Annotated in this window: 8 protein-coding genes and 1 pseudogene; all 9 read right to left on the minus strand. The window is 26.2% G+C overall.

All coding sequences use genetic code 11. The annotated features are described in order from the left end of the window. Positions 1–26: 26 nt before the first annotated feature. Positions 27–1304, minus strand: coding sequence for a methionine gamma-lyase family protein (locus ACUN06_RS06645; protein WP_449390241.1), 1278 nt, complete (start codon positions 1302–1304; stop codon positions 27–29). Between the two features lie 241 nt (positions 1305–1545). Continuing rightward, positions 1546–1782: an RNA chaperone Hfq gene (hfq, locus tag ACUN06_RS06650; protein WP_291731459.1), complete on the minus strand. Its 237-nt coding sequence runs from the start codon at positions 1780–1782 to the stop codon at positions 1546–1548. Between the two features lie 32 nt (positions 1783–1814). After that, a complete protein-coding gene (gene miaA / locus ACUN06_RS06655) occupies positions 1815–2744 on the minus strand; it encodes a tRNA (adenosine(37)-N6)-dimethylallyltransferase MiaA (RefSeq protein ID WP_291731462.1) in 930 nt (309 codons plus the stop codon). Positions 2745–2756: 12 nt separating this feature from the next. After that, on the minus strand, positions 2757–4760 hold the full coding sequence (gene mutL / locus ACUN06_RS06660) for a DNA mismatch repair endonuclease MutL (RefSeq protein WP_449390242.1): 2004 nt from the start codon (positions 4758–4760) through the stop codon (positions 2757–2759). Positions 4761–4770: 10 nt separating this feature from the next. Further along, the gene (gene mutS / locus ACUN06_RS06665) at positions 4771–7518 is read right to left on the minus strand and encodes a DNA mismatch repair protein MutS (protein ID WP_449390243.1); all 2748 of its coding nucleotides are present in this window, start codon (positions 7516–7518) and stop codon (positions 4771–4773) included. Between the two features lie 147 nt (positions 7519–7665). After that, positions 7666–9009: a tRNA (N6-isopentenyl adenosine(37)-C2)-methylthiotransferase MiaB gene (gene miaB / locus ACUN06_RS06670; protein ID WP_294368032.1), complete on the minus strand. Its 1344-nt coding sequence runs from the start codon at positions 9007–9009 to the stop codon at positions 7666–7668. Between the two features lie 180 nt (positions 9010–9189). Next, positions 9190–10125 carry a GNAT family N-acetyltransferase gene (locus tag ACUN06_RS06675; protein ID WP_412229236.1) on the minus strand — a complete coding sequence of 312 codons (936 nt, stop codon included), beginning with the start codon at positions 10123–10125 and terminating at the stop codon, positions 9190–9192. An 89-nt stretch (positions 10126–10214) separates the two neighbouring features. After that, positions 10215–12121: pseudogene (locus ACUN06_RS06680) on the minus strand (bifunctional 4-hydroxy-3-methylbut-2-enyl diphosphate reductase/30S ribosomal protein S1). 36 nt (positions 12122–12157) lie between these two features. Continuing rightward, the gene (gene cmk, locus ACUN06_RS06685; protein WP_291731470.1) at positions 12158–12814 is read right to left on the minus strand and encodes a (d)CMP kinase; all 657 of its coding nucleotides are present in this window, start codon (positions 12812–12814) and stop codon (positions 12158–12160) included. Between the last annotated feature and the right edge of the window lie 74 nt (positions 12815–12888).

The raw sequence follows: 12888 nt of genomic DNA on the forward strand, positions 1-12888 counted from the left end.
GCCTACATTGCTTCTTCTTTTTAAAATTAAAATAAACTATTTAAAGATATTAATATACCAATTTTAGCATGGTCAAATGTTAATCCACCTTGAAGATAAGCTATGTAAGGCTCCCTTATTGGAGCATCAGCTGATAATTCTATAGAAGAACCTTGAATAAAGGCACCTGCTGCCATTATAACTTCATCATTATATCCTGGCATTGCCCAAGGTTCACATTCAACAAAAGAATCTATTGGAGATCCATTTTGAATACCCTTACAAAAAGCTATTAATTTTTCTCTATCATTAAATTTAATAGCTTGGATAATATCACTTCTCTTATCATTATACTTTGGTAAAACTTCAAAGCCTGCGATTTCCATTATTCTAGCACAGAATACAGCTCCTTTAACAGCTTCCATTACTATATGAGGTGCTAAGAATAAGCCTTGATAAAGTTGTCTCATAACACCAAAAGTAGAGCCACACTCTCCTCCTATTCCAGGAGTTGTTAATCTAAATGCAGCTTGATCAACATATTTCTTTTTACCTGCTATATATCCACCAGTTGGTGCTATTCCTCCACCAAGATTTTTTATAAGTGAACCAGCAATAAGGTCAGCTCCAACATCTGTTGGTTCTATAGTATCTATTAATTCACCATAACAGTTATCAACAAATACACAAACATCACTTCTTATTTCTTTAATTGCAGATATTATTTCTCCTATTTCAGAAACTAAGAAAGATTTTCTCCATCCATATCCTGTGCTTCTTTGAATATGTACTAATTTAATTGATGGATCTTCTTTAAGAACATTTATTATAGATTCTTTATCGAATGTACCATCTTTTAAATCAACTTGTTTATAATTTACGCCATATTCCCTTAATGAACCTATATTATCTTTGCCACTAATACCTATTATATTATGTAAAGTATCATATGGAGTACCAGTGATGCATAACATAGTGTCATTAGTTCTTAAATTCCCCATTAATGCACAACCAATTGCATGAGTACCATTTACAAAATGTGGTCTTACTAAAGCACTTTCAGTATTGAAAATTCTTGCATAAACTTTATCTAAAGTATCTCTACCAATATCATCATATCCATAACCAGATGAATTGGTAAAATGCATATCACTAATTCTCTCTTCTTGGAATGCATTAAGAACTTTAAGCTGGTTATATTCTCTTATTTCATCATAAATTTTAAATTGCTCTTCTACATCATTTAAAGCTTGTTTATATAATTCAAATACATGCGGCTTAATGTTGTAAGCTTCCATCATTAACTTTTCTGTTTCTTTTAACATTAAAGTTCCTCCATCTTATATTATTTCATAACTATTATATATAATAGTTGATTAAATTTAAAGTTTTTAAGTAAAATTATATTTTAAATAAGTAAATAATTATTTTTATTATAATTTCATACTATAAGAACATAAGTTCATCACTCGCAAAAATAACACTTTTATTAAACTACTAATGAAAATTATTGTTTTAAAATTAATATTTTGAAAGTATTGAAAAAGAGCTACAAAAATGTAGCTCTTATAAATTTTCTGAATCAGAGAAAGGCAATGGAGTTGAAGGTGTAATAGTTGTAATTGAATGTTTATATATAAGCATTTGTTTACCTTCACTATCTAAAATTACAGTAAAACTATCAAATCCTTTTACGATACCTCTTAATTGAAATCCATTTACTAAATAAATTGATACTGTTGTTTTTGTTTTTCTTGCATTATTAAGAAAAATATCTTGTATATTATTACTTTGTTTATTCAATATAGTCACCTCCATGTCTAAAGTTTTTAAAATTAATTCGATTTTAAATCATTAGTAATTATATTAATTATATCATCATCAGATAATTCATCTTTATTAAGAAAAATTGCTCTTGGATCTTTTCTAAACCATGTTAATTGACGTTTAGCATAGTTTCTTGAACCTTGTTTTATCATTTCTGTAGCCTCTTCTAAAGATATAGAATTTTCAAGATACATTAATACTTCTTTATATCCTATACCTTGCATTGATTGCATAAGAGAATTATACCCATTTTCCTTTAATTTAATACATTCATTTAAAAGTCCGTTTTTAAACATAATGTCAACACGTTGATTAATTCTTACATAAAGCTTATCTCTATTCATATTTAAAACATAGTAAAAAACATCATATTTACTTTTATAAAAGTCTTCTCCAGCATTAAATGAACTAAAAGGTTTATTAGTAACCTTATAGACTTCTAAAGCTCTTATTACTCTTTTTCTATTATTAGGGTGAATTGATTCATAGCTTATAGGGTCTATGTGTTTAAGCATATTATGAATATAGTTATCTCCATGCTTTTTAGCTAAATCCTCTAATTCTAGCCTATATGTTTCATCACTGCCTGCTTCTGTAAAGCTCATATTGCATGTTAAAGCATTTATATAAAGCCCTGTTCCTCCAGTTAAAATAGGTAATTTATTTTGCGAAAGTAAATCATCAATTAGAGGTTGTGCTATATTTTTATAATCTACTACTGAAAATGGCTTATCTGGAGTTGTTACATCAATCATATGATGATGTACTCCATTCATTTCTTCAGGAGTTATTTTAGCTGAACCAATATCCATATATTTATATATTTGCATTGAATCAGTTGAAACTATTTCTCCATTTAATCTTTTAGCTAATTCAATTGATAGAGCTGTTTTACCTACTGCAGTTGGACCAGCTAACACTAGTATTTTATTATTCATTTTTAAACCTTCCTATACTATTCTTCTAAACTTTTTATCTAATTCATATTCAGTAAATTTAATTATTATTGGTCTTCCATGTGGACAGTTAAATGGATTATCTATATATCTTAAATCAGATATTAACTTTTCCATTTCTAATTGAGTTAAATAGTCATTAGCTTTAACTGCAGCTTTACAAGCCATTGTAGCAATTTTATTTAGTTTAACTTCTACTGTTTTACCACTACCTAAATTTTTTAAATTATCAATTATGCTTAATAAAAAGTTTTTTGCATCTAATTTGCCTAAAAAATAAGGTACTTCTTTTAATGAAATAGTATTTCCACCAAATTCTTCAATAACAAAACCAGAATTAATAAAAATATCTTTATTCTCATTATAGCATTCATAATCATCTAATGATAAATCTATTAAACAAGGAAGAAGAAGCTGTTGTACAACTATTTCACCATTTTCAATGTCTCTAGAATACTTTTCATAAAGTATTTTTTCATGAGCTGCATGTTGATCAATTATATATAATATGTCAGCATATTCTGCTAAAATATAAGTTTTATTAAATTGTCCTATAATCCTTAAATCAGGAAATTTAGCTTTAGATTCACTTTTAATTGATTCAGTTGATATAGCTTGATTTTGCGTATTATCATAAGTAATACCTGAAGAAGAAAATTGAGAATTTATATTACTTATATGGCTATTTCCATTGTTATTGTCAGGATTTACAATATTATTTTCATTAAAAGATGAATTATACTTTTCATTATCATCATTTATAAAGTTATTTATTGAAGAAATACTTTTATTTTTATTTATTTCTTTTAGTCTATTATATAACTCCTCTTCTTTAGCAACATCATGAACAGTTATATTATTATATATATCATTAATAGAAGGTTCAACTTTATTTTGAATTAATGGTTCATCAATTTTATCATTAATATAATTGTTATCTAAATCTAATTTTATTTCTTCAATTGTTTCTGTAGGTTCTGATTTCTTAGTTTCTGCAAATGAATTAAAAATATCTTCTTTTAATGCGTGATGTACTGTATCAAAGACTCTTTTATAAACAATTCTTTCATCCTTAAATTTGATTTCAGCTTTTGTAGGATGAATATTAACATCTATATCTTCAGGTGGTAAATCTATAAATAAAACAAAGAAAGGGAATTTACTAATTGTAGAAAAAGATTTAAAAGCATTTTCTACTGCAGCAACAATAGTTTTATTTTTTATATATCTATTATTAACAAATATACTTTCATTATTTCTAGAACCTCTTGCTATTATTTCCTTACCTATAAATCCATGAATTTTCAAATCATCATCTTCATATTTAAAAGGAAGTACATGCTCTGAAATATTTTTCCCATATATAGTTCTAATAGAGTTAATTAAATTTCCATCTCCATAAGTATGTAATACCTTTTTACCATTATTAAATAATTTAAAAGAAATATTAGGATTACATAAAGCTATTCTTAATATAATATCATTTATTAAACTGCCTTCTCTTGAAGTAGACTTTAAAAATTTTCTTCTAGCAGGAACATTAAAAAATAAATCTTTAACTTCTATAAATGAACCATTATTCATACCTATATCATTTAGAGACACTTTTTCTCCAGCTTCTAAAACTAATTCCTTACCAAAATCACATTTAGCTGGTTTGCTTCTAAAAGTAAGTTTAGATACAGAAGCTATTGAAGGCAATGCTTCTCCTCTAAATCCTAATGTATTAATAGAATATATATCATCAACATTTTTTATTTTAGATGTAGCATGAGGCATAAATGCTTTTTCTATGTCAAGATTATGAACACCAGAACCATCATCTATTACTCTAATAGCAGCTACACCACCTTCTTCAATTTCAATTGTTATATTTTTAGAATTTGCATCTATTGAATTTTCTACAAGTTCTTTTACTACAGAGGAAGGACGCTCTACAACTTCCCCTGCAGCTATTTTATTAGATGTATGCTCATCTAATATATTAATTCTTTTCATAGAGCACCTCCTATTTTAATTTCTTAGCATCTTGAACGATTTTAAATAAAGTATTCATTGCATCTAATGGTGTCATAGTCATTACTTCTATGTTAGCTATATCTTTTAATAAAGATTCTTTTTCTAGCATATTAAAGTCTAATTGCATCATATCAGGCAATAAATTTTCTTCTTTAATTGATTTAGATAATTTTTCTTCAAGATTGTTATCTAAAGATGTAGAAATGTTATTTGTAGTTATAGGTTTTTCTTGTGAAGGAACCTCTTCTATTTCTATAGCAGCTTCTTCATTTATTTTAGAAATATTAATTTTATCTTCTCTATAATTATTAAATAACTTATCAATTTCTATAGATTTTTCATTTTCTAACTTAGTTAAAATATCTTTAGCTCTATCTATAACTTCAAAAGGTAATCCAGCAAGTTTTGCAACTTCAATACCATAGGATTGATCTGCTCCCCCTTCAATGATTTTTCTTAGAAAAATTACTTGATCATCACTTTCCTTAACAGCAACTGAATAGTTCTTAACACCTTCAATTATTCCTTCAAGCTTTGTTAATTCATGATAGTGAGTAGCAAATAAAGTTTTACATTTTAAATTATCAGTATTAGAGATATATTCTATTACTGACCATGCAATACTTAAACCATCATAAGTTGAAGTACCTCTTCCAACTTCATCTAATAAAACTAAACTGTTAGGAGTAGCATTTTTTAATATGTTAGATACTTCCCACATTTCTACCATAAATGTAGATTTTCCTCCTGCTAAGTCATCTGAAGCTCCTATTCTAGTAAATATTTTATCACATACAGAAATATTAGCGCTTTTTGCAGGTACAAATGATCCAATTTGGGCCATAAGTGTAATTAATGCAACCTGTCTCATATAAGTAGATTTACCAGCCATATTAGGACCAGTAATTAATAGTAATCTATGATCAGTATTGTTAATAGTAGTATTATTAGATACAAACTCACCATTACCTATTACTTTTTCTACAACTGGATGTCTTCCATCTGTAATATTTAAAATTCCTTCATTATTTATTTCAGGACGTACATAATCATTATCTACGGCAACTTTAGCAAGTGTACTAAGTGCATCTAATGAAGAAATTATATTTGCACTTCTTTTTAATCTTGGAATTTGAGCTTCTACCTTATCTCTAAGCTCTACAAATAATTGATATTCTAAAGCCATAAGATGTTCATCAGCACCAAGGATTTTTTCTTCTACTACTTTTAAATCTTCTGTTATATAACGTTCTGCATTAGCTAAGGTTTGCTTTCTTATATATCTTCCTTCTGGAATAGAACTATAATTTGCTTTAGATATTTCTATATAATATCCAAAAACTTTATTATATCCTATTTTTAAAGATTTAATTCCAGTAAACTCTCTTTCTTTACTTTCTAAAGAAGCTATCCATTGCTTACCATGAAGCTTTGCTTCTCTTAATTCATCAACTTTTTCTGAATATCCTTTTCTTATAATATTACCTTCTTTAATAGAAGTAGAAGGATCATCTAATAATGCATTTGAAAGAAGATCACTAATATCACTAAGAACATCTAAATTATCATGCCATTGTGATAAAAGACTAGAATTACATTGTGATAACTTTTTCTTAATTTCAGGAAGCTTAAGTAACGACATATTTAATGAAACTAAATCTTTAGCATTTACATTTTTATTAGATATTTTTCCTACAATTCTTTCAATATCATAAATATTTTTTAATGCTTCTCTTAATTCTTCTGTAAAATAAATATTATTAAATAATTCATCTACAGAATCAAGACGATGATTTATTTCTTCTTTATTTATTAAAGGTTCTTCTATCCATTTTCTAAGAGTTCTTCCCCCCATAGTAGTAGATGTTTTATCTAATACCCAAATTAAGCTACCCTTTTTTGATTTTTCCTTTAAGTTTTCAGTTAATTCAAGATTTCTTCTAGAGCTACTATCTATAGTCATATAATTAATAATATCATATGATTCTAAAAGGTTTATATTAGAAAGGCTCATTTTTTGAGTGTCTAATATATATTTTAATAATATTGAAGATGCAGCTTTACTTCTTGAGTCTAATCCAGCTATTTGAGCTTCAGTAAATTGATTAATTAATTCTTCATCAGTACAGTTAAATTCTTGAATATTTTTTTTAGTAATTAATGCATTAGAAATGTTATGTATTTCTGCAATAATATCTTCATTAAAATTAGTATCTACTATTACTTCCTTTGGTAATATTTTTGAAACTTCATCTAATAATGTAGTTTTTAATTCTTTAAAAAAGGTAGTTTTAAATTCTCCAGTTGAAATATCTGATGAAGCAATTCCATAATAACCATCAGAATTATATATTGCCATTATATATGTATTTTTATATTCTTCATCTCCAGTAGTTTCAGAATAAGTTCCAGGAGTAATAACTTTTATTACATCTCTTTTTACTATCCCTTTTGCTTGAGATGGATCTTCAACTTGTTCACATATTGCAACTTTAAAACCTTTATTAACTAATCTAGAAATATAGTTTGTTGCAGCATGAAATGGAATACCACACATAGGTGCTTTTTCTTCTAAGCCACATTCTCTTCCTGTTAAAACTAATTCTAATTCTCTTGAAGCAGTTTTTGCATCTTCAAAGAACATTTCATAAAAATCACCTAATCTATAAAAGAGGATACAATCTTCATATTTATTTTTTATATCCATGTATTGCCTCATCATTGGTGTTAAAGCCATAAGTAATTACCTCCATGTAAATTCAAATTTTAAGGCGCATTTTAAAGTCATTTATCAATGTATTATACAACATATTTTAAATAATATAAAGTAATGAAAATTTATAAAAATAAGGATAGCTCTAATTTCTAGAGCTATCCTTATTTTTTATTTTACAGCTTCACCTACTAAAGAGAAGTTTTGAGCTTTAGTGATTTTAACATTTACTAAATCACCAATTTTTATATTCTCACCTGTAAAGTTAACTAATCTTCCGTTTCTTGTTCTTCCTGAAAGCTTACTTTCATCATTTTTACTAGTTCCTTCAACTAATACTTCAACAACTTTACCATCATATGCTTTATTCTTAGCAATAACACTAGAGTTGATAACTTCAACTAATCTGTTAAATCTATTATGTTTATCCTCTTCAGATACTTGATCTAACATCATATCAGCAGGAGTATTATTTCTTCTTGAATAAATAAATGTAAATGCAGAATCATATTGAACTTCTTTTGCTAATTCTAATGTATCTAAGAAATCTTCTTCTGTTTCTCCAGGAAATCCAACAATTATATCTGTTGTTAAAGAAACATCTGGAATTTCCTTTTTAATTTTATTTACTAAAGACATATAGTATTCTCTAGTATAGTGTCTGTTCATTTTCTTTAATATTCTATCTGATCCACTTTGAACTGGTAAATGAATTTGCTCACAAAGTTTACCACATTCCTTAACAGCTTTAATTACATCATCATTTAAATCCTTTGGATGAGATGTCATAAATCTAAGTCTTTCTAAGCCTTCTATTTCATTAATCATTCTTAAAAGATCAGCAAAAGAAACTTCTGGTTCTAATCCCTTACCATATGAGTTAACATTTTGACCTAATAATGTAATTTCTTTATATCCTTGAGCAACTAAATCTTTTATTTCTTTAATTATATCTTCAGGTTTTCTTGATCTTTCTCTACCTCTTACATATGGAACTATACAATAAGTACAGAAGTTATTACATCCATACATAATAGTAACAAAAGCTTTAACGCTACTTTGTCTATCTATAGGTAACCCTTCAACTATTTCTTCTTCTTTATTAAATATTTCTTTAATTTGAACACCTTCAGTTCTAACTCTGTTTAGGTATTCTGGGAATTTATATGCATTATGAGTACCAAAAATTATATTAACATAAGGGAATTTTCTTAATATCTTATCTGCCATTCCTTCTTGTTGCATCATACATCCACAAATACCTATAATTAAATTAGGATTTTTTTCTTTTAAATTTTTTAGTTGACCTAAGTTACCAAATACTTTATTTTCTGCATTTTCTCTTACACAACAAGTATTAAATAAAATTATACTTGCTTTTTCTTTATCTTCAGTTCTAGTATAACCAATTCTTTTAAGCATACCTGAAAGTTTTTCAGAATCCTCTTCATTCATTTGACATCCATATGTATGAATATAATATAATTTTTCACCGTTAGTATCAGATTCTTTCATGTTATCTAATAATTTATAATCAAAATCTTTAGACATTATTATTCCTCCATTGTCATTTATGTAAAATCAAATCTCAATGTATTATAACATAATATTTTGTAAAAAATAAAGAGTAAAAGCTTTTTTCGCTAATACTCTTTAATATATAATTTTTGGAAGCTAAAAATTGTTTAAATTTTTTTATCTTTCCCATTTATTAATTATAGACTTAGGTCTAAATCCTATCCAATTATATAGTTTTAATGCATTAAAGTTATTTTCTTCTACCCTAATAAACAATTCATAAATGCCATTTTCTTTAGCTTCAAATATTAATTGATTTAAAAGGATTTTTCCAAAACCATATTTCCTAAATTCTTTGATTATTCCAAAATTGACTACAGTATACATATCACGATTGAATATTATTTGCCCATACCCAATAGCAATATCATTTATTTTTATAAACAAAGATAAATTTTCAATATAATAGTCTTGCTCTATATCAGTTTCAATATCTTGAATTTCTAAGGGGGCTCTTGTTGTAGCTGAAAATATAGAGTTCTGAATTTCACATCGAAGCTCTTCATCCTTTTTTAATATTACTTTTTGACATGTAATATTAATTTTATCTATATTTGAATTATAAATAGAATTAACCTTTTTTAAAAGTTTATAATCATTTTCTAAATTATATTTTATTTTATCTACTTGTATATTTTTATTATAATCATTTAACTTAATATTCATTAGTATAGAAGGCTTAACTTTATTAAAACCAAGATTTATAAGTGTTTGATTATTAATTTCATCTTCACAGGTTTCATAAGAGAGAACAGTATTATTAAAACTATTTAGTATATTAGGCGTTAATAAGTTTATATATTCTGGCTTAACATATAAAGACCATATTCGTACAGGTATTTCAACTGGTACCTCATACCATATATAACCTATGACTTTTTTCCCATATACAAAAAGTTTAACAAATTTTTTAAGAAAAATTTTAAGAAAAAATTTTTCACTTTGATAATATTCAAAGAAGTTCTTATCATAATTTTCTTTACTAAATCTCTCTATATTTAAACTTTTAAAATTTTCAAAATTATTGCTTGATAACCTTTCTAATAATACCATATTAACCTCTAAAATTATTTTTTAATAATCCCTTTAATACAAAAAGATTACACTTATATATATGTGTAATCTTTCTTTTATTGCTAAAATTATTGAGCGTCTTTAATACTTAAAGCAATTCTTTTGTTTTCTTTATCGATACTTAAAATTATACATTTTACTTCTTCACCAATTCTTAAAACTTCAGATGGGTGTTTAATATGATCATGACTTATTTTTGAAATATGAACTAATCCATCTATTCCAGGTTCTAATTCAACAAATGCACCAAAATCATTTATTCTAACAACTTTACCTAGTACAGCTGAATTTACAGCATATTTTTGATCAATTATGCTCCATGGTTCAGGAGTTAAAGCTTTAATGCTTAATGATAATTTCTTTTCGTCTTTGTTTAAACTTAATATTTTAACATCAACGATTTCACCAATTTTTAATACTTCATCACAAGAGTTTATATGTTTCCAAGAAATTTGAGATAAGTGGATTAATCCATCTATACCATTGATTTCAGCAAAAGCCCCAAACTTAGTAAATCTTTTGATTTCAGCTTTAACAACATCTCCTTCATGAAGGGTTTCCCAAGCTTCAGCTTCTTTTTTAGCTTTAGTTTCTTCTAAAATAACTTTTCTTGAAGCAACTATTTTTGATAAATTTTCTCTTGAAAAGTCTATTAATCTTACTGTTAATGTTTTACCAACTAGGCTTTGTTTATCTTCAACATATTTTGTATCAATTTGTGAAGCTGGAATAAATATTCTAACACCATTATAGTAAGCAACTAATCCCTTTTCTTTAGCATCCTTTATAACAACATCAAATTCAGATTTTGTATTAAATAATTCTTCTAAGTTTGCTAATGTAGTTTCTTTTTCATATTCTAATCTTGATAATACAACATAATTATCTTCATTTTTTAACTTTATTACTTTAGCTTTAATTTTATCTCCAACTTTTAAATTCTCTAAAGTAGAATTTATTCTATCTTCAGATGTTAACTCTTTAAAAGGAATAACACCATCTGACTTATATCCAACTAAAGATATTTGCAATTGTTCATCTTTAATTGAAAGTATTTCGCCTTCAACTTCATCTCCTATACGAAATTGTCTATCCATTTCATTCATTAAAAGTAATTGTTCTTCCATTTTTAAAATCCCTCCATAATACTGATTACTTCATTTATAATCCAATCTGGAGTTGATGCTCCAGCTGTTATCCCGATAGTTTTTATATCTATTCCTGCAAAAATATCCTTTGATAATTCTTTTGCATTTTCAATATGAATTGTATTCTTACAATTCTTTTTAGCTATTTGATATAATTTTGTTGTATTTGAACTATGTTTTCCACCTACTACAATCATAAAGTCAACTTTTTTTGATAAATCAAAAACACTTTTTTGTCTTTCTTCTGTTGCAGCACAAATTGTATTAAATGATTTTAAATCTTCATAAGTGTTTAATGATAGATTTTGAATTGTTTTATCCCAATTTTCTTCTTTTTCGGTAGTTTGAGCTACAACACATACTTTTCCAGTAAGTGGCTCTTTAAAGTTACCATCCGTTGTTATTGTTGCAGAATTACCACACCAACCATTAATTCCTATTACTTCTGGGTGATTTTCATCACCTAAAATAACAATTTTATAGCCTTCATTTGAAAATTTATTAACCTTTTTTTGTATATTTGTTACAAAAGGACAAGTTGCATTAATAACAATAAGACCTTTATTAGTTAAGTATTCAAAAACATCTTTAGATACACCATGAGATCTGATTAAAATAACATCATCTTTATTTAAAGTATCAACATTATTAATATCTATAGCATATATATTATTTTCTTCTAAATAATTAACTACATCACTATTGTGAATTAACGGGCCTAAAGTATAAATTTTTTTATTATATTCATTTTGAGTTTTAATTGCGCTATCTACAGCAAGCTTAACTCCAAAACAAAAACCAGCGTTTTCAGCTAATAATACTTTCATAAATATTTCTCCTATGTTTAAAAATATTCTCTTAATCTATTGTAAGGCATTTTCTATAAAATTACAAATTATTTCAGTTACTTCATTAATATTGTAATTTGAACTATCAATTTCTATTGCATCATCAGCCTTTTTTAATGGATCTACTTCTCTATGACTATCAATATAATCTCTTTTTATAATATCTTCTAATAATTTATCATAATTAACATCAATACCCCTATTAACTAATTCAGTAAACCTTCTTCTAGCTCTTTCTTCAGGAGTTGCTGTTAAGAAAAATTTGAATTTTGAATCTTTAAGTACTACTGTACCAATATCTCTTCCATCCATAATAACATTATATTTTTCAGACATTTTTCTTTGTAAGACAACAAGCTTGCTTCTTACTTCTGGAATTGATGCATATTGTGATACTATTTCACTTATTTCTGGAAGTGTTATTTCATCTTGTATATTAACTCCATTTAAAATTAAATCATCATTTTCAAAATGCATTTCCATTTTATCAATCATATTCATTAATGAATCAATTTCTGTTGTTTTAATATTATTTCTTTTGGCTGATAAAGCAACAGCTCTATACATTGCTCCTGTATTTATGTACATTAAATCAAACTTTTTACCTACTAATTTTGCAATTGTGCTTTTACCAGCACCTGCTGGTCCATCTATTGCTACAGCTATTCTCATATTAATAAATCCACCTTTCAAACATTAAACATCTATCTTTATATTCAATTTATTATAATATTAAAAATAAAATT

It is taken from the genome of Clostridium sp. ETTB3, assembly GCF_053571985.1.

Coding starts and splice junctions, on each gene's coding strand:
- ACUN06_RS06645 (WP_449390241.1), bottom strand. CDS start 1,304: ATGTTAAAAGAAACAGAAAAGTTAATGATGGAAGCTTACAACATTAAG.
- mutS (WP_449390243.1), bottom strand. CDS start 7,518: ATGGCTTTAACACCAATGATGAGGCAATACATGGATATAAAAAATAAA.
- miaA (WP_291731462.1), bottom strand. CDS start 2,744: ATGAATAATAAAATACTAGTGTTAGCTGGTCCAACTGCAGTAGGTAAA.
- miaB (WP_294368032.1), bottom strand. CDS start 9,009: ATGAAAGAATCTGATACTAACGGTGAAAAATTATATTATATTCATACA.
- ACUN06_RS06675 (WP_412229236.1), bottom strand. CDS start 10,125: ATGGTATTATTAGAAAGGTTATCAAGCAATAATTTTGAAAATTTTAAA.
- cmk (WP_291731470.1), bottom strand. CDS start 12,814: ATGAGAATAGCTGTAGCAATAGATGGACCAGCAGGTGCTGGTAAAAGC.
- mutL (WP_449390242.1), bottom strand. CDS start 4,760: ATGAAAAGAATTAATATATTAGATGAGCATACATCTAATAAAATAGCT.